This is a genomic window from Geobacillus zalihae (assembly GCF_030414215.1).
Lineage (GTDB): Bacteria > Bacillota > Bacilli > Bacillales > Anoxybacillaceae > Geobacillus > Geobacillus zalihae.
In genome coordinates this window covers 1,903,917-1,927,743 of the sequence record NZ_CP129217.1, presented here as the reverse complement: position 1 = coordinate 1,927,743, position 23,827 = coordinate 1,903,917, and the positions used below count along the sequence as shown (strand labels likewise).

The window sequence follows — 23,827 nt, the reverse complement described above, 5'->3', positions numbered from 1 at the left end:
TATGGAGATAACAGGATATCAAACAGAATCGACGACCATGGTTATATCTTCTTCTAGGTGGAAAAAACGTATTACTTTCATCATTGCCTACGGAGTTTTAGTGCTGACAACGTTGCCTATTATTTTGATGTATTTGTGGCTTTTGGTGAGTTCATTTTTCGAGAAAATGAAATTCGGCTTTATTCCTGTTCATTTTACCTTAGAAAACTGGGAGTTTTTATGGACTAATGTGGAGCATGGAGGGAGCATGCTTCCAAGTATTTGGAGGGCAACTTGGAATTCTTTCGTATTTTCAGGTACCCTTACTATCCTTGAGGTCATTATCGGTGTTATGGCTGGGTATGCTTTAGCTCGGACTGAATTTCCGGGACGTCAAGCGCTAATGAAGACTATATTACTTTTACATGCATTTCCAAGTGTTGCTTTACTGATTGCTGTGTTTTACATTTTAAATTTTATGGGATTGTTCGATTCACTATGGGGGGTTGTTTTAGTTAAGACAGCCTTACAAATTCCGATGACAGCGTGGATCATAAAGGGATTTTTTGATGATGTACCGTGGGATGTGGAATGGGCTGGATTAATTGACGGTTGCAGTCGTTTTAAGGTTTGGTTTTCAATTGTCCTTCCATTGATTAAGCCAGGGATAGCAGCAGTTAGCATTTTTTCATTCTTGTCGGGTTGGTCTGAATTCTTACTGCTGTATACCTTTATTTTAAGTGATGAAAATGTAACCTTGTCGTCTTACTTACAAAAACTTATCAGCGATCCGAATATGGTCAATTATGGGATGTTAAGTGCTGTATCACTGTTTTATATGTTCCCGGTTTTACTGTTTTTCCTTTTTACACAGAAGTCATTGATGCAAATGAGTGCTGGGGGAGGAAAAGGGATATGAAAATTGAACTGAGAAATATTTGTAAATCATTTAACAAAAAAACCAATACTATCGATAACATGAATTTGACGATTAATGACGGGGAGTTCGTTGCTTTGCTTGGACCGAGCGGTTGCGGAAAATCAACGACGATGCTTATGATCGCGGGAATTTATAAGCCAGATAGGGGCGAAATTTATTTTGATGGCCAAATTGTAAATGACTTGGAACCTAAGGATCGGAATATTGGCATGGTGTTTCAAAGCTATGCCTTATATCCGCATATGACGGTTTTAGATAATATTGCATTTCCATTGAAACAACAAAAAGTTCCAAAGGAAGAACGAATAAAACGGGCAAAACGGGCTGCCGAAATGGTACAACTTGAGCATTTATTAGGTCGAAAACCGAGTGAATTATCCGGGGGGCAACAGCAACGAGTTGCTTTGGCACGTGCTATCGTAAAAAGACCCAAAGTATTATTATTAGATGAGCCAATGTCTAATCTCGATGCTAGATTAAAAATCGAAATGAGAGAGGAGATTTCCCGCATCCAAAAAGAATTAGGCATCACAACCATTTTGGTTACTCATGACCAGGAAGAAGCGATGACGATGGCTGACCGTATTGCTGTTATGAAGGAGGGACAGATTATTCAGTACGATACCCCAATGGAATTGTATTATAATCCAAAAAACTACTTTATAGCTCAATTTATCGGAACACCTCCGATGAATTTTCTAAAAGGAAAATTACTGAACAACCAGCTTCATCTACCAAATAGCACTGTTGAATTAGATTGTGAATTTTGGGAGCTCAATAGAAAGGAAACAGAAGTCCATGTAGGTATTCGCCCTTATGATTTAAAATTAGGTAAAAATGGGGATGTTTATATAAAAGGTACTGTAAGTATGGTTGAACTTGTTGGGCATTCAAAAATGATTAGTGTAAAGGTTGGTAATGAACAGGTTCGTTTTTTTGCTGAACCCAATATTAGTATCGAATATGGCTCGGTTATCGAGATATCAACTCAGACCTCATCTATCCATTTATTTGATGCAGTAACGGGAAGAAGTTTAAAAAAACATGGTATGAACAAGGGGCTTGTTAAAGAATCTGTCTATAACTAAAGGAGAGAAATTAAAAAATGGGTGTTAGTGTAAAATGCAGTGTAGAACATGTTTTGTATAACTCAGCGATTGAATACGTATTACAAGCAGGACAATTAATTAGGAGTCATTTGGGAAACAAAGGAAAAATTGAGCAAAAAAAGAATGCCTTTGATCTGGTAACAGAGGTTGATAGACGAAGTGAGGACTTACTTCGGAGAAAGATTCACAAGGATTACCCTAGCCATTGGATTTTATCTGAAGAAAATTGCGGTCAAGCCAACGCATATGAGATGTTTAAAAATCATGATTCGGATTACGGTTGGATCATCGATCCCATTGATGGTACGACCAACTTTATTCATGGCATCCCGTATTTCGCTATTTCGATCGGAGTTGTAAAGGATGGAGAGCCTGTCATCGGCGTTGTGTTCAACCCAGTCACGGATGAACTTTATACGGCAAGAAAGACATTTGGAGCTTATTTGAATGGACGCCCCATTCGGGTTGGAAAAGAATCGACTTTGGCTGAAGCGGTCATAGCAACCGGATTTCAGGCTAGCGATTTTAGATCGGGGTCTCGTGTCGTTCAACAAATAGACCAATTGGCAGGGAGAAGCCGCAATATCCGTCTATTTGGTTCAGCGAGTCTAGATCTATGTTTATTGGCATCTGGAAGGATCACAGGTTTTTGGCATGATGGTCTAAATCCATGGGATACAGCGGCGGGGATCTTAATCTTGACAGAAGCGGGGGGGAAAGCCACAGATAAAGATGGAAATCCTTATCGCCTCTCTCATGATTCACTGATCGCCTCCAACGGGAGAATTCATGGCGAATTAATAGAAACAATAAAATTATAAAAAATGAGGGATTTTGTTGAAAAGACCATTAATTACTGCTCATACTGGTTGCATGAATACGCCGCCTAATTCTATTGAATCTATATTAGAAGGAATAAAAGCAGGAGCGGATATTATTGAAGTGGATGTTCGTGCTACAAAGGATGGGGTTGCTGTTCTTCTGCATGATGAAAAGATTGTAACTCCAAAGGGAGTAAGGAGGGTAGGAGATTTATCGTTTAAGGAACTCCATGATCTCGATAGATCTAGTAGGATTTTTCGGCTCGAGGAGGCTTTATCGATTGTCAAAGAGCATCACCGGATTATTAATCTAGATGTAAAAGAAGATAGTGCTATTGATCCAATGATAGAAACAATTGAAAAACATAAGATGAGAGATTATGTGATTATTTCTGGATGTGAAAGGGAAAGAGCGAATTATTTAAAAAATCATTACCGTTTATATCAAGTATTACTAAATGTAGGTATAAGTTTGTATGAAACCTATAAGGAGGATTATGAATCCTTTATCAGGAAAACGTGTTGGGAAGCTATTGCAGCTTCATGTTGCGGTATAAACATAAACTATCAGTTCTGTGACGAGTCATTGGTTAGTTATGCCACGATTCGTTGTATTCCTGTTTGGGTTTGGACAATCGATGAACCTGATGTAATGAAAAAATTCCTCGATATGGGTGTTTATTCCATAACTACTAATGAAGTAAAAATACTAGTGGAGCTAGGGAACCAAGCGAAATAACTAGGAAACTCCAGGAGGTATTTAAAATGATCGATACGCTTTTATATGAGTGGAAAAAGAGAAATGAGGAAATTACGGGGTTAATCAGGGAAGGAGTTTCTACTAATGATTTCTACCAACTAGCGATTTGCCAATTAGAGTTTCTAAGAAGGGTAATCCCTGATAATGTGAATTATGTATCACGATTAGCGGAGCTCCTGCACTTAGATGGTAATATACGTAGGGCTGGAGAACAGTACCGTCTAGTATTACAGATGGATCCGTTAACTCCGCTTACTGAGAAGGAAACACAGATGATTAGGAAATTTTGTCCAATATTGCTCCTTACCCAGAAAGAATGTTTTCCGTTGAAAGATGTTGTAGCAGTGCATCATCCAACCAAACCAATGATTGGCTATCACTTGTTTTGGGAGGATGACTATGATTTCCCTGATGATTATGAACCGTGCGACCATGAAGAAATTTGGATTGAGTACAATCCTGAAAATGAGACCATAACTAATGTTATGTGTTGGTTCCATTCCCGTGTTCTTAGCTCTAAGGATGCGGTCAAAGAGGCATGGGATAACAATCAAAGAGCCATCATTAGAGTTGAGTGGGGGAAGCATGGTTCTCTTTTATGTGGATGGGAAAGTATGAAAGAGCCACTAACAGGTGTGATGCTAGTTGATTGGCTTAAAGAAACTTATGAACATGTAAAGAAAGGCGGACGAGTACCTTCTCATCCATTAAAGAAATATTGGCCCAAAGGATTTGAGGGTACCTTTGAGGAATATATTGATTTTTCCGTAAGACTAGATCCATTAAATTGGCTTGATAAAAAACCCCTCATGTATAAAACAAGATGGGTAAACGCTGTTATATTTACGCAATGTTTACCTTACAACTTTCATCCTAAAATGGAATGGCCGGATCGTTTTCACAAGTTTCCATTCTAAAAATTTTATATATATTCAAAAATAGGAATTTATCAACAACTAAACTTATGGCAATTAAATTAATAACATGTGAGGTTATCCTTCTAATGGTGATAAGATTTTTGGTTGCGGAAGTTATAATCGTTATACCAAATGACAACTAAGGAGGTGGTTATATTGTTTACAATCTCTACCTATACCATTATAGAGAGAACAGTTTTAGCAGCTATACTTGGTGGTATCGTTGGATGGGAGCGCGATTTAAGGGATAAACAAGCAGGGGTAAAAACCCATCTTCTAGTTTCCGTTGGTTCTGCTTTGATTATGATACTTTCAATTTATGGATTTAATGAAACAATAGGTCACTGGAACGCAAGATTTGATCCAGCGCGCCTGGCTCATGGGGTAATAAGTGGTATTGGTTTCTTGGGAGCAGGGGTAATCATGCGTAAATCAAATAGAGTCTCAGGAATCACCACTGCAGCTACCTTGTGGGTTGTTGCTTCCATAGGCTTATGTGTTGGAGCGGGATTTTATGTACCTGCATTGGTGGGAACGGTGATCATTTTGATAAACGCTTTTGTTCTTCGAGGGATAGAGTCAAAGCTGCTATCATCAGCTAAGGCAATTACAATTCATATAACAGTTAAAGACGGAGATGGAATAGATGCGTTAAAGGAAATATCGAACTTTTTCAGAGAGAGCAAGGCAGTAATTAAACATATCTACTTTTTAGATACAAAGGAGCTGAGTGATAATTTAGTTAATATTACATTCCGATTAAAGCTAAAGAGTCAAGATAATCTTATTGGTTTGCTTACTCATTTGAGGGGAATAGAGGGGGTAGAGAAGGTTGAATGTGATGATATTCATATGAGAGTCAAAGAGGTTTTTAACGAGAAAAGTCTGAGTCTTTAATCCTTTTCAGGAGGGGGGAAGTAAATGAAAACGATCCGCCTAACAACCGCCCAAGCATTAGTCAAGTTTTTAAACCAGCAGTATGTGGAATTCGATGGTCGTGTACAGAAATTTGTCAAAGGTGTTTTTACGATTTTCGGCCATGGTAATGTACTCGGCCTTGGTCAAGCGCTTGAGGAAGATCCCGGAGAGCTCGAAGTGTACCAAGGGCGCAATGAACAAGGAATGGCGCATGCGGCGATTGCCTTTGCAAAACAAAAACACCGTCGGCAAATCATGGCATGCACGTCATCCGTCGGTCCCGGGGCGGCGAATATGGTGACGGCAGCGGCGACAGCTTCGGCGAACCACATTCCGGTGTTATTGCTTCCGGGAGATACGTTTGCGACAAGACAGCCCGATCCCGTGCTTCAACAAATCGAGCACTGGCATGATTTGACCATTTCCACAAACGATGCGTTTCGTGCCGTCAGCAAATATTGGGATCGCATCAGCCGCCCCGAGCAGCTGATGCCGGCGATGATTCAAGCGATGCGGGTACTGACCGATCCCGCCAACACCGGAGCAGTCACCATTGCCTTGCCTCAAGATGTGCAAGGGGAAGCGTACGATTTTCCTGAATCCTTTTTCCAAAAACGGATTCACCGCATTGAACGCCGCGTTCCGGCGAAAGCGGCGATTCATGAGGCGGTGGAGCTCATTCGCAGAAAGAAAAAACCGATCATCATTTGCGGCGGCGGCGTCCGCTATTCGGAAGCAGCGGAAGAACTGAAACAGTTTGCCGAGAAATTTCACATTCCTTACGGGGAAACGCAAGCCGGCAAAAGCGCGGTGGAAAGCGCCCACCCATACAATCTCGGGGGAATTGGCGTCACCGGCAACCTTGCCGCCAATATAATTGCGAAGGAAGCCGATTTGGTCATTGGGATTGGCACCCGTTACACCGATTTTACGACAGGGTCGAAACAGCTTTTCCAACATCCTGAAGTAGAATTTTTGACGATCAATGTCTCGGTCTTTGATGCTTGCAAATTGGATGCCGTCCGCGTAGTGGCAGATGCGAAACTTGCTCTTCTCGCCTTAACCGAAGAGTTGGAGAAAATCGGGTATCGATCCGGCTATACGAATGAAATAGACATCGCGAAAAAGGCGTGGGAAGAAGAGCTTAACCGACTGCATCACGTCCGCTACCGCCAGTCGGGCTTTCAGCCGGAGGTGGCCGGCCATCTCGATGAGGTTTTGACTGAGTATTCCGAGTTTTTCGATTCTTCGTTAACGCAAACGGAAGTCATTGGCGCGATTAACGAGTGGATCGATGACGACGCCATTATCATCGGAGCGGCAGGCAGCTTGCCGGGGGATTTGCAGCGCATGTGGGTGGCGCGCCGGCCCAATACGTATCATATGGAGTACGGCTATTCGTGCATGGGGTATGAGATTGCTGGTGCGCTTGGCGTGAAAATGGCGGAGCCGGATAAAGAAGTCTATGCGATGGTCGGCGATGGCAGCTACTTAATGCTTCACTCGGAGCTTGTAACGAGCATTCAGGAAAAGAAAAAAATCAATGTTCTCCTATTTGATAATGGTGGATTCGGCTGCATTAACAACTTGCAAATGGGTCATGGAATGGGCAGTTTCGCCACAGAATTCCGCTACCGCAACGAAGAAACCGGGCGCTTAGACGGGAGCTTGATTCCGATTGACTTCGCGCAAAGCGCGGCCGGTTACGGGGTGAAAACGTATAAAGTGCACACGCTCGAGCAATTAAAAGAAGCGCTCGAAGATGCCAAACAACAATCGGTGTCGACATTGATCGATATTAAGGTGCTTCCAAAAACGATGACCCATGATTATGAGTCATGGTGGCATGTCGGGGTGGCGGAAGTGTCCCGGAACCCAAAAATTGCGGAGGCATACAAGCGGAAAGAACAACAATTGCAAAGGGCAAGAAAATATTGAACAACTGGAGTGAGAGAGATGGAAAAAACGGTTAATCCTTTTCGTATCGGCATTGCCCCGATCAGCTGGGTCAATGATGATATTCCGGGACTGGGTGATCACTATACCCAAGATCAAGTCTTATCCGAAATGGCGGAGCTTGGGTATGTTGCAACGGAAATGGGGCGCCTCTTTTCCCAAGATCCCCCGTCATTGAGGGCAAAACTGAACCAATATGGCATCGAGCTCGCCAGCAAATTCATCGGCGTGCTCTTTTCAGACCGTTCTCGTCTTGAAGAGGAACTCAAGACGTTCCGGTCTTGGGCGGAATATTTGCACGATATGGGATGCAAGTATGCGATTGTCTGCGAGATGGGGGGATCGATGCACTGGGATCCGCGCCGGGCGCCAGAAGAAAAAACGATTCAACGGCTCACGGATTCCGAATGGGAGTCCCTTGTTGACGGATTGCATCGCGCCGCGCATATATGTCAAGAGCTAGGAATGAAACTTGTTTACCACTTTCACGCGGGAACAGTCGTCGAAACGGCGGAAGAGATCGATCGCTTAATGGAGTTGACGGATCCGAATCTTGTCCATCTCTTGTATGACACAGGGCATGCGTTATATGGCGGATATGATCCAGTTGAACTGTTGCATCGGTATGCGGATCGCATTCAATACGTTCATTTGAAAGACGTAAGGCACGATGTGCTCGAGCTGGTGAGACGGGAACAACTCGACTTTCGCACGGCGGTGTTGCGTGGCATGTTTACGGTTCCTGGAGATGGATGCATTGACTTTGTTCCGATTTTTGCCAAATTGATTGAGATGGACTATAACGGCTGGATCATCGTCGAAGCAGAACAGGACCCGGCTGTGGCGCACCCGTACACGTACGCCAAAATGGCCAAAGAATATATTGACCGCCTTGTTCATCATCTCTTGGCGGCCCAAAAGCGGTAAGGGGGGGAGGATGAAACGATGAGCCGACTGATCATACCAAGCCATTCGCCGAATGAAGAAGGGAACGTCGTCCGCGTAACACCGGAATCAGTGGGGTGGGAGTACGTCGGGTTTGAAGTGTATGTGTTGGCAAAAGGACAAACATTGCGAAAAGAGACGAAGGATCAGGAAGCCTGCCTTGTTCTTCTCAAAGGAAAAGCCAACATACACACAAGACATGAACGGTGGGAAAATATTGGATTGAGAATGGATGTTTTTGAGAAAATTCCGCCATACTCCGTCTATGTCCCGTCCAATGATGTTTATGAAGTGCAAGCATTGACTGATTTGGAATTGGCCGTTTGTTTAGCGCCAGGGAAAGGAACGTATCCAGCCCGTTTGATTCCGCCAAGCGAAGTAGGAGTGGAAATGCGCGGGGCGGGAAACATTGAACGGCGGATACATAATATTCTTCCGGAGTCTAAACCGGCTGACAGCTTGCTTGTCGTTGAGGTATTTACGCCGGAAGGAAACTGGTCGAGTTACCCACCGCATAAACATGACCAACACAATTTGCCGCATGAATCTTATTTAGAGGAAACGTATTATCATCAAATCAATCCGGACCATGGTTTTATGGTGCAACGGGTCTATACTGATGATCGTTCCATTGATGAAACGATGGTCGTGAAAAACGGAGATGTTGTTTTGGTGCCGAAAGGCTATCACCCGGTTTCGGCTCCCCCGGGTTATGAGGGGTATTACTTAAACGTCATGGCCGGGCCCGTACGGACGTGGAAGTTCCGCAATGATCCGGACCATGAGTGGGTGATGGAAAGCAAACTCGCGGCCAAACAGAAGTAGAAACGATCCAAAAAGACGACAGGAAAGAGGCGGTTCGATGAATTTACTCCCATTTGACGAGCAAAAACCGTTGGATTTTATCGCTGTCGGCCGACTATGCATCGATTTAAATGCCAATGAGATTCACCGGCCGATGGAAGAAACGGTGACGTTTACGAAATATGTCGGCGGATCTCCGGCGAATATTGCCATCGGCATGGCCCGGCTTGGCATGAAAACAGGGTTTATCGGCCGAGTGGCCGACGACCAAATGGGCCGATTTATCGTTCAATACTTAAAAAACAATGGCATTGATACATCCCATGTCATTACCGACAAGTCCGGCAGTGTAACAGGCTTGGCGTTCACCGAGATTAAGAGTCCGACCGACTGCAGCATCCTCATGTATCGCGATAATGTCGCTGATTTGAAACTGGAACCGAATGACATTCATGAAGACTATATTCGGCAGGCAAAATGCTTATTGATTTCCGGGACGGCTTTGGCGAAAAGCCCGTCAAGAGAAGCGGTGTTTTTAGCGTTGGAATATGCAAGACGCCATGGAGTCGTTGTCTTTTTCGATTTGGATTATCGCCCTTATACGTGGCAATCCAAAGAGGAAACGGCGATTTATTACAACTTGGCCGCCGAAAAATGCGACGTGATCATCGGCACGAGAGAAGAATTTGACATGATGGAGCAGTTTGCTGTTCATCAGCATGATGACGAGAAAACGGCGCAAAAATGGTTTGATTATCACGCGAAAATCGTCGTCATTAAACATGGCAAAGATGGATCGATCGCCTATACGAAAACAGGGGAAACGTTTGTCGGTACGATTTTTCCGGCGAATATTGTCAAAACGTTTGGAGCAGGCGATTCTTACGCTGCTGGGTTTATCTACGGATTAATGAATGGATGGCCGATTCCAAAGGCGATGGAATATGGTGCAGCTGCTGCTTCGATTGTCATCTCGAGCCATAGTTGTTCCGATGCAATGCCGACGTTAGATCAAATTGAACAGTTCATTCAACAACATAAAAGCAGCTCGACCGCTGCAAAATCATAAATGAAAGGGGATCGACGAACATGACAATGACAACGGGAGTACAAACTTTAAAAAACTATATTGGTGGGCAATGGGTGGAATCTCGTTCTGCGAAGACAGAAGCGGTTCCAAACCCTGCGACAGGCGAAGTGCTCGCTTACGTTCCGATTTCGACCCGCGAGGATTTGGATCGTGCGGTTGCGGCAGCAAAAGAAGCGTTCAAGACATGGAGCAAAACGCCAGTGCCGCGCCGGGCGCGAATCTTATTCAAATACCAGCAATTGCTTGTTGAACATTGGGAAGAGCTGGCCCGGTTGGTGACGTTAGAAAACGGCAAAAGCTACAACGAAGCCTATGGGGAAATTCAGCGCGGAATTGAATGCGTAGAATTTGCGGCAGGTGCGCCGACGCTCATGATGGGAAGACAACTTCCTAGCATTGCGACCGGCATTGAATCAGGAATGTACCGTTATCCAATTGGTGTCGTTGGGGGCATCACGCCGTTTAACTTCCCAATGATGGTGCCTTGCTGGATGTTCCCGCTAGCGATTGCGTGCGGAAACACGTTCGTCCTAAAACCGTCCGAACGCACACCGATGTTGGCCAATCGCCTAGCTGAACTTTTTAAAGAAGCCGGGCTTCCAGATGGAGTACTCAACATCGTTCACGGGGCGCATGATGTCGTGAACGGACTTTTGGAGCATCCAGATGTGAAGGCGATCTCGTTCGTCGGTTCCCAACCAGTCGGCGAGTATGTGTACAAAACAGCAGCGGCTCATGGCAAACGCGTTCAGGCGTTGACAGGAGCGAAAAACCATTCGATTGTCATGCCGGATGCAGACTTGAAAGTGGCTGTCCGTGAAATTATTAATGCGGCGTTCGGCTCGGCTGGAGAGCGGTGCATGGCGGCGTCGGTCGTTGTCGCGGTTGGGGACATTGCTGATGAATTAGTTGAGAGATTAGTAGCGGCCGCAAATGAAATTAAGATAGGCAACGGATTGGAGGAGAGCGTCTTTTTAGGCCCGGTCATTCGCGAAGCTCATAAACAACGGACGGTCAACTATATTGAACTGGGAGAAAAAGAAGGAGCTATTTTAGTGCGCGACGGGCGAAAAGATGCTGCTGTCCAAGGCGAGGGATACTTTATCGGACCGACCATCTTTGACCGAGTCACCACCGACATGACGATTTGGAAAGATGAAATTTTTGCTCCTGTTCTTTCGATTGTGCGGGTTAGCACGTTGGATGAAGCCATTGAAGTGGCCAACAAGTCTCCATTTGCCAACGGGGCATGCATTTACACAAGAGATGGCGGAAATGTCCGTAAGTTCCGTGATGAAATCGATGCCGGGATGTTAGGGGTCAACTTAGGGGTCCCAGCACCGATGGCCTTCTTCCCGTTCTCTGGGTGGAAGAATTCGTTCTACGGCGATCTTCACGCTAACGGCATGGACGGTGTGGAGTTTTATACACGTAAGAAAATGCTCACTGCTCGCTGGTAAGAGCGATGGAAAAACGATCAGGCGCCTTAGGGCGCTTGATGCTTTTTCACGAATGTGTAAACAGAAAGGGGAATCGAAATGCCGCTTGTCTCAATGAAGGAAATGTTACAATGTGCTTTACAGGGAAACTATGCTGTCGGCCATTTTAACGTGAACAACTTAGAATTCGCCCAAGCCATTCTCCTAGGGGCCGAAGAAGAGGAAGCACCCGTCATTTTGGCTGTGAGTCCGGGATATATCGGGCATCTTGGTGGACTCCGGACGGCAGCGGCCATGGTTAAAGAACTCGTGAAAGAATACCGCATTACTGTACCTGTCGCTCTCCATTTAGACCACGGCTCCTCCTATGAGCAATGCCTCGAAGCGATGGAAGCTGGGTTTACATCCGTGATGATTGATGCTTCCCATTTCCCTTTGGAAGAAAATATTTCGATGACAAAAAAAGTTGTTGAGGCGGCTCGGTTTTTTGGTGTCTCCGTTGAAGCAGAGGTCGGAAGAATCGGAGGGCAAGAGGATGACGTAGTGGTCGATGAAGCGGAAGCGATGTACGCCATTCCGGAAGAATGTGAGCGGTTAGTCAAAGAAACCGGAGTTGACTGCCTAGCACCGGCATTAGGTTCGGTTCACGGTCCGTATAAAGGGAAACCGAAATTAGGATTTGCGCAAATGGAACAAATCCAGCGCTTAACTGGCGTGCCGCTTGTGCTGCATGGAGGAACAGGAATCCCCTTGGAGGATATTCGCAGAGCCATTTCGTTAGGAACAGCTAAAATTAACGTCAACACGGAAAATCAATTGGCGTTTACTAGGGGAGTTCGTTCTTTACTCAATGAGAATAACGGCCTGTATGATCCGAGAAAATACCTTGGGGCAGGAAGAGAAGAAGTAAAACAGACCGTAAGACAAAAAATTCGCGAATTCGGTTCGGTAGGGAAAGCGAAAGAAGGGGTGTTGTCTTCATTGTAACGAGAATGATGCACAAGCTGTCGCGCCGGAAGCCAAGCGGTTCGAACAGGCGCAAAGCCCGCTGAAAAGGGGCCAAGCTTCATGAGAAAATCACCAACTGCCGGAACGATTTCCCGAACAAACTGTCCACCCGCTTGATCGGCGAAAATCAAGTAGTGTGCATGGAGGACTTGTGCGTGCCGAACATGCAGAAGAATCGCAAACTGGCCAAACGCATTTCCGATTCCGCATGGGGGACGATCGCTCAGGGGAGTGGAATATATAGCGAAATGGTAGGGGTGGACGGTGATCCGTGTCGGCTACACGTTTTCATCGAGTTAATGGTGCTCGTGGCTGCGGGCATTGGCAGGTGGAGGTGAAATCGTTCAACATCCGTTCGAGGGCGTGCCGAAACTGCGGAGTCGAACGCGACCGGGATCACAACGCTGCTCGAAATATTTTGCAGGAAGGGCTTCGTTTGCAGTTATTGAACTGCGGGACGCACAGGGATGGCTTGGTGAACCGCCTCCCGTAGAGTGGAAGTTCCCAAGAATCTCTCACCTCTAAGTGTTAGCGTAGGCGGGCGAACGTTCAATGTCTAGAAGGGGCGGATAACCCAGAACCGTTATATGCGATTTCCCTTCCGAGAACTTCAATACTACAAGCACAATTTGATGAGCGTTTGCTCGGAGGAATGGTAAAAAGAGCAGGTCAAGTGCTGAGGTGCGATGATTCTGATTGGGACGGAGGATTATATCGAAATACTCCACCTACTGCCAAACCGTTCGAGTTTACAGCTATCCCTTATTACGTATGGGATAACCGGCAGCCGGGTCAAATGATTGTCTGGATTCCTGAAGCATAACAAGATAGTAGAGGGAGTCACGACAAAGGGTGTTTGCTCCTTCTCAGAGAAACAAGAGATATAGAATTATGAATCTGTTGATACGTATATTGTATATTTATAGTAGTGACAAAGGGGTGTCTCGCTGCTTTTGAGACACCCCTTTTGTTTTGGATTTTGATGCTGAGACCCGAGTTCGACAGTGACTAGGCAAACAAATCGCCTCCCAGCCCTTGATACAGAAGGGCTGAGAGGCAATTGGGCATACTTCTAGCGTGTATCTAGGAGCGAGGATGAATGTCTAGGATCTTCAGAGGAGGCTCCAGCCCTAGAGCCACAGAGGTTTTCCTTTGTTTGGTCGTGATCTTTGTACACTGATAGAGGTCACGATATTTTGAAGAAAAATGTCCTAACGTGGAGCGCTGACATTTGTCTCTTACTTTCGGCCACGATTTTACTCTCGATTCGGATCAAGAGGAGGATTAGACCGTGGAGAAGCACGTGAGCATAGATGCAATCCTCCAATTGATGGTACATTGACAGTAACCACGGTTACCCATCGAATGTACATGTCTATATTATAAACAAAAAAACTTTATATTAAAAGGATTAAATTATAAAGCGTGTGCCTATGAAATTCGGCGTTTTTTCCTAGGTTAACCACCGCTAAACCCTTGATATAACGGCATTTCTGGCATTTTCATTTGCCTAAAATGGGCCTCAAACTGTCGAACTCGGGCTGAGACATGACACATGAATAAGGAGCGTTTCCACCTCCCCTATTGCACTTAGAATAAACGTCACCTATACTTAGGGAATAATACGTCATCCCATTGGTTTCGATTGATGAAAGTTTTTATTAAAGAGATTTGAGAATATTGCAGGGGGGAGGGTTAATATGAAAAAATTAGCAATTATTTATGTCTGCTTGATTGGTTTGTTTCTTCTTTATATATATCGCTATCATTTCGAAATTTCTCACCTTCGTTTATCCTCCCAAGAAGAGACGGCATTTCAAGGCCAACCTAACGAAAAATACGTCATGATCACCTTCCAATCAGGAATGGATTATTGGAAGCGCTGTCTCAAAGGGTTTGAAGACGCCGCCGAGGAGTTGAACGTCTCTGTAGAATATCGCGGAGCGACACAGTATGATGTCAATGAACAAGTGACGGTGCTAGAACAGGTGATCGCAAGGAAGCCGGCGGGTATTGCTATTTCGGCGATTAATCCGACAGCGTTGACGAAAACGATCAACAAGGCAGTGGAGAAAGGAATTCCAGTTGTGTTGTTTGATTCGAATGCTTCGGGAAGCAAGGCGTTTTCGTTTTTAGGGACGAATAACTATAATGCTGGAGTGACAGCAGCTCATGAAATGGCGAAACTGTTGGGGAATAAAGGGAATGTCGGGATCATTACTTCGCCTTATCAGCTTAATCACCAAGAGAGAACAAGAGGGTTTGTCGAGACAATTTATCAAAAATACCCACAAATGCATGTGGTGGCTGTAAAAAATGGGAAAGGGGATGTTAGGGCTTCCAAACAGGCGGCGATAGAGATCTTAGAGGATTACCCAGATGTGCAGGGGATCTTCGCAACGGAAGCGAATGGGGGAGTTGGCATGGCCGAGGCCGTTGTGATGTTGAATAAAAAGCATGTAAAATTGATTAGTTTTGATACGGAAAAACAAACGTTAGATTTGGTGAAGAAGGGTGTCATTGCTGCGACATTGGCGCAAGGAACATGGAATATGGGATACTGGTCGTTGCAGTTTTTATTTCAACTTCATCATCGCCTTACGTCTTCTTCGCGGTCAGGGGATTTGCCTCTGCCGGTGTATGTCGATACAGGGATCACGGTTGTTACGAAAGAAAATGTGGATCGTTTTTATGCCAGATAAAGAAGAAATGAGTGATCGATGTTGGGAGTACGAAAACGTTGGCGAGTTCGTCATTGGCCGATACGGTACAAGTTTGTTTCCTTGTTGCTGATTTCTATGATTGTCCCTGCTCTCGGGCTTGGAGGCCTAGTGAGCTGGGCGGTTGACCGAATCATCGAGCGGCAAGTTAACGAAAATACGTTACAGTTAATTAGCCAAGTCAATAGAACATTAGAGTTTTATGTTAATAATATGCAAAATATTACGTATTTAATTGCATTTAATCCTGAGACGAAAGCATTTTTTGACCGCTCCACCTCTAGTGATGAGTATGAGATTCGTCAGTTTTTGCAAGGGATTACAACGTTATATCCTGAAATTGCTGGAATCTTGGTTGTCAACCAATATGGCGATTATATTAGCAATGAAATGTACAGCCGCTCCTCGCAACCGTTGACAGAGGAATCGTGGTATCAGGAGGCGGTTAAAAATAAAGGGATTTTTAAAATGATTGGCCATCCTGGTGGGCGAAATGTCCTTTCCCATGCCAATTATTCAAGCGAAGAGGTCGTATCCGCAGTACGGGCGATTTTAGAGCCTGAGACACAAAAGGTGAAGGGAGTCGTGCTTATTGATTTAAAGCTGCGAGTCATTGCAGAAGCGACAAAAAACGTCCGTCTTGGGAAATGGGGACATTTGCTAGTGATAGATGAGCGAGGCGAGAGTATTTATACTCCAAGCCCATCGCCGCTTCGAACAATTCCGCTGCGATGGGTTCAAGGGAATAGTGGTACGTTTTCGAAAGAAATAAACGGACAACATATCCAGTTGATTTATCAACGCTCCCCGTTTACCAATTGGACGATTATCGGAGTATTTTCTGGCAATGAATCGGCGTTAGAAGTGATGGAAATCCGTTTTTATATCATCAGCTTCATCTTTTTCGTCTGTTTTATTGCGCTCGGCGCCTCGTATTACTTATCTTTTTCGTTATCGCGCCCAATCAGCCAGCTAACAGCTTTTATGAAAAAAGCGCAAGCAGGCGATTTAACGGTCCGTTATCATGATGAACGTATGGATGAAATTGGGATATTAGGCCGAAGCTTCAACCATATGTTGGATCAAATGCAACGTTTTATTTCTTTGGCAGAATGGCAGGAGCGACAGCGTTGGGAAGCGGAGTTGCGGGAGCTGCAGGCCCAGATTAAGCCGCATTTCCTTTACAATACGTTAGATACGATTCAGTGGATGGCGCGAAAAAAAGGGGCGGATGATGTAGCGGAAGTGGTGGGTGCGCTGGCAAAGCTGTTCCGCATCGGGTTGAGCAAAGGAAGGAACATGATTCTTTTCGCTGAGGAGATCGAACATATAAAAAGTTACTTGCACATTCAGAAAGTTCGTTATAAAGATAAGTTAAACTACACATTTGATATTCCTGAACATTTGCAACAGTTCTATGTGTTAAAATTGTTGTTGCAGCCAATTGTGGAAAATGCTATTTATCATGGCATTAAACAGCGAAGAGGACCGGGGCATATTTCGATTCAAGCAGAAGAGCGAGATGGAACGATGTATATTCGCGTGAAAGATGATGGGATTGGAATGTCCCGGGAGCGGCTTGAGGAGCTGCGGAAAAGTCTAACGATTGACTTTACAGCGGGAGATCAGGAAGGCAAGATGAGAAATATAAAAGGATACGGAATGGTCAATGTACAGGCTCGGTTGCAATTAACATTCGGTCCGTCTTATCGGTTGTATATTGACAGTGAAGAAGGGAAAGGAACGACCGTGATGATTGTGCATCCAATGATCATGAACCTCTCCTAGGAGGGACGAAGAAATGTGGAAAGTGCTAATTGCGGATGATGAGATGATTATTCGTGAAGGAATTCGAGAATCGATCGACTGGGCTCAATTCAATATGGAAGTGATCGCGGAAGCGGAAGATGGGGAAGAGGCGCTAGAATTAGCGATAAAACATGAAGTGCACGTATTATTTGTAGATTTGAGCATGCCGATTATGGACGGGCTGACACTTATGAAACATGTGCGAGAGAGGCTGCCGCACTGCCATATGATCGTGATTACTGGTTACGATGAGTTTTCATATGCGCAAGAAGCACTCCGTCTCCAGGTGGATGATTACTTGTTAAAACCAACGGACCCAAAGCAATTGCGCGAAGTAGTGGCGAAGGTGAAAGAGAAACTTGAACGTGAGCATCAGGAGAGAGGATATGTAGAGCTATTAACGAGTCAAGTACAAAAAAATGTCGGGTTGCTTCGCCAGCAATTAGGAGTCGAATGGGTAGAAGGAAGATTGAGGGAAGAGGAAATGATGAGACAGTTGCCTTTGCTTGGCCTTCCATCATTTTGTCCTGTTCAAGTTGTTGTCATTCAATGGTTCTCGTTTAAAAATCAACCCATTATGAACGATCGGGATCGATACATTCTTTTGTTTGCGATAGAAAACATCGTGTCTGAATTGTTGGTGAATCATGAAATGTTGGTTTTTCGCGATTCAAATGGGTTCGTTGTTGTCATAGTTTGGACACCGATTAGTGAAGAACAGCGTAGGGGGATTGAAGCCGCATTAAAGCAATATTTGTACATTGGAGCTAGCGCTTATATGGAAATGGTAGAGGGAGGGGTGACCGGGGTGATTTCGGCGTATGAAAAATGTAAGAGGAAGATGGAGGAAGAAAAGCGTCTTTCTCCGGTTGTCCGCCGCGCCAAACAGTATATACAGACACATTTTAGCCAGTCAGAACTGACACTTGAGTCGGTTGCTCAATTTCTCAATGTCTCTCCCATTTACCTGAGCCGAATGATCAAGCAAGAGCTAGGCATTTCTTTTGTTCACTTATTGACGAAAATTCGACTGACGAAGGCGGTTGAGCTACTTTTATCTACGGAACTACCTATTCACGAAATTGCCGAGCGAGTCGGCTATGATACACAACATTATTTTAGCACGGCCTTTAAAAAAGCGATGGGAGTGCCTCCAAACCAATATCGGAAGATACATCTAGAACGTGAGGCATAGCTAGTAGCAAAACAGATCACGTTTTCTTTTTGCGGGAGCTGACCTCAAAAGCCGCCTGCCTTCCACAGACATACTAGATATCGATTCAAGGAAGATTCATTGTTTACATATGGTAATCAAAAAGGGTGTCCCAATTTGTAGGGACATCTTTCTTTTTTTGAAAACGCTTCAATAAAGTTAAATTTTTATAAAAATCGTTAATTGATTAAAAAGACGTACAATTTAATCAATGATATAGTAAAAGCACGAAGAAAATATACGTACAAATTTTAGGAGGGGGAAAAATGAAAAGGTTTTTATCTACACTAACGTTACTGTTCCTTGTATTGGCGTTGTCTGCATGTGGCGGCATCGGAACGAGTGGCGGAAAGAACGCTGGGTTTGTCGGTATTTCGATGCCAACAAAGTCATCGGAGCGCTGGGTGCGTGATGGGGAAAGTATGGTGAAAGAGTTTGAGAAGCTCGGTTATAAGACGGATTTGCAATATGCTGAAGACGTAGTCGAAAACCAGGTATCTCAAATTGAAAATATGATCACCAAAGGCGTTAACGTGTTAGTCATTGCACCGATTGATGGGGAAGCGTTGACCGACGTATTGGAAAAAGCGAATAAACAAGGGATTAAGGTGATTTCGTACGACCGCTTAATCAAGAATAGCAAGTATGTGGACTACTATGCGACATTCGACAACTTTAAAGTTGGTGTGCTGCAAGGCCAATACATTGAACAAAAGCTAGGTCTTAAAGAAGGAAAAGGCCCGTTCAATATTGAGTTGTTTGCTGGATCTCCAGATGACAATAACGCTTATTTCTTCTTTGATGGAGCCATGTCGATTTTAAAACCGTACATCGATTCAGGAAAGCTAGTGGTAAAAAGCGGTCAAACAAAATTCGACCAAGTTGCAACACTCCGTTGGGATGGGGCGACAGCTCAAGCGCGTATGGATAACTTGCTGAGCGCGCATTATACGGACGCTCGTGTTGATGCCGTACTGTCTCCGTACGACGGTATTAGCATCGGGGTCATTTCTTCCTTAAAAGGGGTCGGTTATGGGACCGCGAGCAAACCGATGCCGGTAATCACGGGACAAGATGCGGAATTGGCTTCAATAAAATCGATTATTGCTGGTGAACAAACACAAACGGTATTTAAAGATACGCGGGAATTGGCGAAAAAAGCTGTTGAGATGGCTGATGCAGTATTGAAGGACAAAAAGCCGGAAGTAAACGACACCAAAACATATGATAATGGGGTAAAAGTCGTGCCGTCTTACTTGTTGGAACCGATTTCCGTCGATCAATCGAATTATGAAAAAGTGCTAGTCGATAGTGGCTATTACAAAAAAGAAGATTTGAAATAAGCTTGAGAGAAAAAGCGGATATAAGGGCTGCTGTCCCTTATATCCGTGCTCTCTTACGAGGAGGCGGGGGAGTATGTGTGCATTTATTTTGGAAATGAGGGGGATTACGAAACAATTTCCCGGAGTGAAAGCGCTTGATAATGTGAATTTAAAGGTGCGAGAAGGAGAAATTCATGCGCTTTGCGGGGAGAATGGGGCAGGAAAATCGACATTGATGAAAGTGTTAAGTGGCGTTTATCCATATGGGACGTATGACGGGGAAATTTTATTTAAAGGAGAAGTATGCAAATTTAAAGATATTAAACAGAGCGAGCAATTAGGGATTGTCATCATCCATCAAGAGCTTGCCCTAATCCCCTATTTGTCCATTGCTGAAAACATTTTTTTAGGGAATGAACGGGCGAAAAAAGGAGTCATTAACTGGAACGAAACGTTTGCACAAACAAAAGAGCTGTTGCAGAAAGTTGGATTGGATGAATCCCCCCACACGTTGGTCGGTCAACTTGGAGTCGGCAAACAGCAATTGGTGGAAATCGCGAAAGCATTATCCAAAGAAGTAAAATTGCTTATTTTGGATGAGCCGACGGCGGCATTGAATGAAGATGACAGTGAAAATTTATTAAACTTGCTTTTAGAGTTTAAAAAACAAGGTTTGTCTGCCATTATTATTTCTCATAAGTTGAATGAAATTGCCAAGGTCGCCGATTCGATCACGATTTTACGGGATGGAAAAACGATTGAAACATTGGATATGAAGCGCGATGAAGTGACCGAGGATCGAATCATTCGCGGAATGGTGGGGCGTGATTTAACGAACCGTTATCCGACAAGAACGCCGAAGATCGGTGAAGTTATATTTGAAGTAAAAAACTGGACCGTACATCATCCTGTTTATCCCGAACGCAAAGTAATTGATAATGTTCATTTGTCAATTCGCAGAGGAGAAATTGTGGGAATCGCCGGTCTCATGGGGGCAGGTCGAACTGAATTGGCCATGAGCATCTTTGGTCGATCATACGGAAAGAAAATCAGCGGTGAGATATGGAAAAATGGGGCCAAAATCGATGTAAGCGATGTTAGTAAAGCCATTGCCAACGGGATCGCTTATGTAACCGAAGACAGGAAAGGAAATGGCCTTATCTTAATGGAAGACATTCGGAAAAATATTACGCTTTCTCGCTTAGGAAAAATCTCGAACCATTTTGTGGTCGATGAAAATAAGGAAATTATTGAATCGGAACGATTCCGTAACCAATTCAAAATTAAAACGCCAAGCGTGTTTCAAAAAGCGGAAGCGCTTAGTGGTGGAAATCAGCAAAAAGTCGTTTTAAGTAAATGGATTTTTGCCGAACCGGATATTTTGATTTTGGATGAACCGACAAGGGGAATTGATGTAGGGGCGAAATATGAAATTTATACGATCATTCATCAGTTGGCGAATGCAGGGAAAGGCATTTTAATGATTTCTTCCGAGCTTCCAGAAATTCTCGGGATGTGCGACCGGATTTACGTGATGAGCGAAGGACGCATCACTGGTGAAGTTGTACGGGAAGAAGCAACACAGGAAAAATTAATGAGACTAATGACAAAAACGGCTATTCGGGAGGGAGTATAAGATGGAAGCACCGATGCAAAAAACAGTACACCAACCTTCAAAGCGGTCAACAAAGGACGAACGGTTAACTTTCAAACAGATGATAAAAAGCAATATGAGAAGCTATAGCATGGTGATCGCTCTCGTCTTGATCATGTTATTGTTTCAATTATTAACGGGAGGCATTTTATTAAGGCCGCTAAATATTACGAACTTAATCTTGCAAAACAGTTATATTTTAGTGTTGGCTGTTGGAATGATGCTTGTCATTATTACTGGACATATCGACTTATCGGTCGGATCGGTGGCAGCCTTTGTCGGGGCTTTGGCTGGCATTCTTATGGTTCAACATCATGTACCGGTTTGGATGACAGTTCTCATTTGCTTAGTGCTAGGAGCCTTGATTGGGGCATGGCAAGGATTTTGGGTTGCCTACGTGAAAATCCCGGCGTTTATTGTGACGTTGGCAGGCATGTTACTGTTTCGCGGGTTGACGATGGTCATTTTAGAGGGGCAATCAATCGCCCCGTTTCCGAAAACATTCCAAAATATTAGTTCAGGGTTTCTTCCAGATCTATTTAATGGGGGATCTCTTCATCTTTTCACTCTTGTGGTCGGTTTAGCGATTTCTGTCTTATTTATCGCATTGGAATGGCGAAAACGAAACGGCCAAAAAAAATACGGCTTTGCGGTCAGTCCTGCCCCGGTGTTTGGGATAAAAATGGCCGTCATTGTTGCCGTTATTATGATCTTCTCTTATATTTTGGCGACGTACGAAGGAATTCCGACAATCTTAGTTATTTTGGCTGCGTTGATCATCGCTTATTCATTTGTCGCTAATCGAACGGTCGTTGGGCGTCACATTTATGCTATTGGCGGCAATGAAAAGGCAGCCCAACTGTCAGGGATTAAAACAAAACGTGTCACTTTTTGGGTGTTTGTGAATATGGGGGTATTGGCCGCTTTGTCCGGACTAATTTTTGCTGCCCGTCTCAACGCAGCGACGCCAAAAGCAGGAAATTTGTTTGAACTCGATGCCATCGCGGCATGCTTTATTGGAGGTGCATCTGCTTATGGCGGCGTCGGTACGATCGGTGGGGCGATCATCGGTGGTCTTGTCATGGGCGTAATGAATAACGGGATGTCCTTACTTGGACTGGGCATCGACTGGCAACAAGCCATTAAAGGACTTGTTCTGCTTGCCGCTGTTGCCTTTGATATTTACAACAAAAACAAAGCTGCGTAAGCAAAACAAAGGGTCAAGCCAATCTGCTTGGCCCTTTGTTATTAAAAATAGATACGAACAAATGAGAATTGCTATAATAAAATTAATTTGTATCTCATTTTTGTCGTTGAGGTGGACTTATGAAGGAGAAAATGGTGCCAAAATATGTGCAATTAAAGCAAGAAATTTTATCTTGGATCGTGTCTGGAAAAATGAAGCCGGATGAGAAAATTCCAACTGAGCATGAAATCGCCAACCAGTTTCAGTTAAGTCGTCATACGGTTCGGCAGGCGCTCGGGGAGCTCGAGAAGGAAGGGTGGCTGTACAAAATTCAAGGGAGCGGCACATTTGTGTCCCGGCCGAAGTCAAAAGAACAAGTGGATACGAAAACCATTGGGATCATCACTACTTATATTTCCGACTATATTTTTCCGCATATTGTCCGCGGGGCGGAGGAGACGTTGCGGGAAAAGGGATACCGTCTTTTGCTGGCCAGTACGAATAATGATAAACAGCGAGAGAAAGAGCAGCTTGAGGAGATGATTCGAGAACCATTAAGCGGGTTGATCATCGAGCCGACCAAAAGTGCACAAGGGAATCCGAATCTAGGCTACTACTTGTCGCTCAATAACCTCCATATTCCGTATGTCATGATTAACGCTCGCTATTTGGAAGTGAGCTGTCCATGCGTGAAAATGGATGATGAGCAGGGCGGATTTTTATTGACCGATCATCTTATTCGTTTAGGGCACCGCCGGATTGCTGGTTTCTTTAAAACCGACGATTTGCAAGGAGTGGACCGTTTGCGCGGCTTTATTCGCGCTCACCAGCAACACGAGATGCCTGTTGCAACAGACTATCTTCTTTCTTATGCAACAGAGGAGAAAATGACAAAACCGCTTGAGGTGGCAAGACAGTTTTTGCAACGCCCAAAAGGGGAGCGACCAACTGCCTTTGTCTGCTATAACGATGAGCTGGCGATTTTACTTCTTGAGGTGATTCGTCAACAAGGATTATCCGTTCCCGATGACCTTTCGATCGTCGGGTTTGATGACTCGACGTTTGCGACAGCGACGGAAGTGAAGTTGACGACGATCCGTCATCCAAAAATGGAAATGGGGATCGAAGCAGCGCAACTGCTTATTCAAATGATCGAACAGCCAACGGCTGAAACGATCAGGGATATTATTTATAAACCTGAGTTAATTGTCCGGAACTCTACTAAAGAAATATAAAA

20 protein-coding genes and 2 pseudogenes are annotated in these 23,827 nt (G+C 44.3%); 21 read left to right on the top strand and 1 reads right to left on the bottom strand.

From position 1 onward, the window contains the following. Position 1 precedes the first annotated feature (1 nt). From QWV57_RS09745 to QWV57_RS17970, 14 genes and pseudogenes are all read left to right on the top strand, one after another. On the top strand, positions 2-898 hold the full coding sequence (locus tag QWV57_RS09745; protein ID WP_129446864.1) for a carbohydrate ABC transporter permease: 897 nt from the start codon (positions 2-4) through the stop codon (positions 896-898). Further along, a complete protein-coding gene (locus tag QWV57_RS09740; protein WP_301099691.1) occupies positions 895-2,007 on the top strand; it encodes an ABC transporter ATP-binding protein in 1,113 nt (370 codons plus the stop codon). The genes QWV57_RS09745 and QWV57_RS09740 overlap by 4 nt, the downstream gene beginning before the upstream one ends. A gap of 17 nt (positions 2,008-2,024) precedes the next feature. Beyond that, positions 2,025-2,849 carry an inositol monophosphatase family protein gene (locus QWV57_RS09735; RefSeq protein ID WP_081157693.1) on the top strand — a complete coding sequence of 275 codons (825 nt, stop codon included), beginning with the start codon at positions 2,025-2,027 and terminating at the stop codon, positions 2,847-2,849. A 16-nt stretch (positions 2,850-2,865) separates the two neighbouring features. Next, a complete protein-coding gene (locus tag QWV57_RS09730; protein WP_301099687.1) occupies positions 2,866-3,588 on the top strand; it encodes a glycerophosphodiester phosphodiesterase in 723 nt (240 codons plus the stop codon). 26 nt (positions 3,589-3,614) lie between these two features. Next, positions 3,615-4,526 carry a hypothetical protein gene (locus QWV57_RS09725; protein WP_171355670.1) on the top strand — a complete coding sequence of 304 codons (912 nt, stop codon included), beginning with the start codon at positions 3,615-3,617 and terminating at the stop codon, positions 4,524-4,526. 156 nt (positions 4,527-4,682) lie between these two features. Beyond that, positions 4,683-5,423, top strand: coding sequence for an MgtC/SapB family protein (locus QWV57_RS09720; RefSeq protein WP_164977976.1), 741 nt, complete (start codon positions 4,683-4,685; stop codon positions 5,421-5,423). A 24-nt stretch (positions 5,424-5,447) separates the two neighbouring features. Beyond that, positions 5,448-7,382, top strand: a complete 1,935-nt coding sequence (iolD, locus tag QWV57_RS09715) for a 3D-(3,5/4)-trihydroxycyclohexane-1,2-dione acylhydrolase (decyclizing) (protein WP_081157479.1) — start codon at positions 5,448-5,450, stop codon at positions 7,380-7,382. An 18-nt stretch (positions 7,383-7,400) separates the two neighbouring features. Next, positions 7,401-8,327 carry a myo-inosose-2 dehydratase gene (iolE, locus tag QWV57_RS09710; RefSeq protein ID WP_011231380.1) on the top strand — a complete coding sequence of 309 codons (927 nt, stop codon included), beginning with the start codon at positions 7,401-7,403 and terminating at the stop codon, positions 8,325-8,327. Positions 8,328-8,345: 18 nt separating this feature from the next. Then, entirely contained in the window at positions 8,346-9,170 is an 825-nt protein-coding gene (gene iolB / locus QWV57_RS09705) for a 5-deoxy-glucuronate isomerase (protein ID WP_301099674.1), read from the top strand. Positions 9,171-9,207: 37 nt separating this feature from the next. Continuing rightward, complete coding sequence (iolC, locus tag QWV57_RS09700; protein ID WP_029761229.1) at positions 9,208-10,218, top strand: 5-dehydro-2-deoxygluconokinase; 1,011 nt, start codon at positions 9,208-9,210, stop codon at positions 10,216-10,218. 20 nt (positions 10,219-10,238) lie between these two features. Further along, positions 10,239-11,699, top strand: coding sequence for a CoA-acylating methylmalonate-semialdehyde dehydrogenase (locus QWV57_RS09695; protein WP_008880031.1), 1,461 nt, complete (start codon positions 10,239-10,241; stop codon positions 11,697-11,699). 78 nt (positions 11,700-11,777) lie between these two features. Next, positions 11,778-12,665: a class II fructose-1,6-bisphosphate aldolase gene (gene fba / locus QWV57_RS09690; RefSeq protein ID WP_008880032.1), complete on the top strand. Its 888-nt coding sequence runs from the start codon at positions 11,778-11,780 to the stop codon at positions 12,663-12,665. A 17-nt stretch (positions 12,666-12,682) separates the two neighbouring features. Further along, positions 12,683-13,179: pseudogene (locus QWV57_RS18010) on the top strand (RNA-guided endonuclease TnpB family protein); the annotation flags it as partial. 99 nt (positions 13,180-13,278) lie between these two features. Then, a complete protein-coding gene (locus tag QWV57_RS17970; protein ID WP_356948122.1) occupies positions 13,279-13,509 on the top strand; it encodes a hypothetical protein in 231 nt (76 codons plus the stop codon). Between the two features lie 260 nt (positions 13,510-13,769). On the opposite strand, the pseudogene QWV57_RS18005 reads toward QWV57_RS17970, so the two are convergent. Further along, a pseudogene (locus tag QWV57_RS18005) lies at positions 13,770-14,034 on the bottom strand (IS1634 family transposase); the annotation flags it as partial. A gap of 352 nt (positions 14,035-14,386) precedes the next feature. Here QWV57_RS18005 and QWV57_RS09680 point away from each other — a divergent pair. The 7 genes from QWV57_RS09680 (at position 14,387) to QWV57_RS09650 (ending at position 23,825) form a co-directional block, all read left to right on the top strand. Next, the gene (locus QWV57_RS09680) at positions 14,387-15,388 is read left to right on the top strand and encodes a substrate-binding domain-containing protein (protein WP_008880034.1); all 1,002 of its coding nucleotides are present in this window, start codon (positions 14,387-14,389) and stop codon (positions 15,386-15,388) included. Between the two features lie 18 nt (positions 15,389-15,406). Continuing rightward, positions 15,407-17,194, top strand: coding sequence for a cache domain-containing sensor histidine kinase (locus QWV57_RS09675; RefSeq protein WP_029761232.1), 1,788 nt, complete (start codon positions 15,407-15,409; stop codon positions 17,192-17,194). A gap of 13 nt (positions 17,195-17,207) precedes the next feature. Continuing rightward, entirely contained in the window at positions 17,208-18,410 is a 1,203-nt protein-coding gene (locus tag QWV57_RS09670) for a response regulator transcription factor (protein WP_011887529.1), read from the top strand. A 284-nt stretch (positions 18,411-18,694) separates the two neighbouring features. Further along, the gene (chvE, locus tag QWV57_RS09665) at positions 18,695-19,771 is read left to right on the top strand and encodes a multiple monosaccharide ABC transporter substrate-binding protein (RefSeq protein ID WP_008880038.1); all 1,077 of its coding nucleotides are present in this window, start codon (positions 18,695-18,697) and stop codon (positions 19,769-19,771) included. A 73-nt stretch (positions 19,772-19,844) separates the two neighbouring features. After that, a complete protein-coding gene (gene mmsA, locus QWV57_RS09660) occupies positions 19,845-21,386 on the top strand; it encodes a multiple monosaccharide ABC transporter ATP-binding protein (protein WP_011887528.1) in 1,542 nt (513 codons plus the stop codon). A 1-nt stretch (position 21,387) separates the two neighbouring features. Continuing rightward, positions 21,388-22,611, top strand: coding sequence for a multiple monosaccharide ABC transporter permease (mmsB, locus tag QWV57_RS09655; protein WP_011887527.1), 1,224 nt, complete (start codon positions 21,388-21,390; stop codon positions 22,609-22,611). 119 nt (positions 22,612-22,730) lie between these two features. Beyond that, positions 22,731-23,825: a GntR family transcriptional regulator gene (locus tag QWV57_RS09650; RefSeq protein WP_011887526.1), complete on the top strand. Its 1,095-nt coding sequence runs from the start codon at positions 22,731-22,733 to the stop codon at positions 23,823-23,825. The last annotated feature ends 2 nt before the right edge of the window (positions 23,826-23,827 follow it).

Coding starts and splice junctions, on each gene's coding strand:
- QWV57_RS09675 (WP_029761232.1), top strand. CDS start 15,407: ATGTTGGGAGTACGAAAACGTTGGCGAGTTCGTCATTGGCCGATACGG.
- QWV57_RS09735 (WP_081157693.1), top strand. CDS start 2,025: ATGGGTGTTAGTGTAAAATGCAGTGTAGAACATGTTTTGTATAACTCA.
- QWV57_RS09740 (WP_301099691.1), top strand. CDS start 895: ATGAAAATTGAACTGAGAAATATTTGTAAATCATTTAACAAAAAAACC.
- QWV57_RS09650 (WP_011887526.1), top strand. CDS start 22,731: ATGAAGGAGAAAATGGTGCCAAAATATGTGCAATTAAAGCAAGAAATT.
- iolC (WP_029761229.1), top strand. CDS start 9,208: ATGAATTTACTCCCATTTGACGAGCAAAAACCGTTGGATTTTATCGCT.
- chvE (WP_008880038.1), top strand. CDS start 18,695: ATGAAAAGGTTTTTATCTACACTAACGTTACTGTTCCTTGTATTGGCG.
- QWV57_RS09725 (WP_171355670.1), top strand. CDS start 3,615: ATGATCGATACGCTTTTATATGAGTGGAAAAAGAGAAATGAGGAAATT.
- iolE (WP_011231380.1), top strand. CDS start 7,401: ATGGAAAAAACGGTTAATCCTTTTCGTATCGGCATTGCCCCGATCAGC.
- iolD (WP_081157479.1), top strand. CDS start 5,448: ATGAAAACGATCCGCCTAACAACCGCCCAAGCATTAGTCAAGTTTTTA.
- mmsA (WP_011887528.1), top strand. CDS start 19,845: ATGTGTGCATTTATTTTGGAAATGAGGGGGATTACGAAACAATTTCCC.
- QWV57_RS09695 (WP_008880031.1), top strand. CDS start 10,239: ATGACAATGACAACGGGAGTACAAACTTTAAAAAACTATATTGGTGGG.
- fba (WP_008880032.1), top strand. CDS start 11,778: ATGCCGCTTGTCTCAATGAAGGAAATGTTACAATGTGCTTTACAGGGA.
- QWV57_RS09670 (WP_011887529.1), top strand. CDS start 17,208: ATGTGGAAAGTGCTAATTGCGGATGATGAGATGATTATTCGTGAAGGA.
- mmsB (WP_011887527.1), top strand. CDS start 21,388: ATGGAAGCACCGATGCAAAAAACAGTACACCAACCTTCAAAGCGGTCA.
- QWV57_RS09745 (WP_129446864.1), top strand. CDS start 2: ATGGAGATAACAGGATATCAAACAGAATCGACGACCATGGTTATATCT.
- iolB (WP_301099674.1), top strand. CDS start 8,346: ATGAGCCGACTGATCATACCAAGCCATTCGCCGAATGAAGAAGGGAAC.
- QWV57_RS09680 (WP_008880034.1), top strand. CDS start 14,387: ATGAAAAAATTAGCAATTATTTATGTCTGCTTGATTGGTTTGTTTCTT.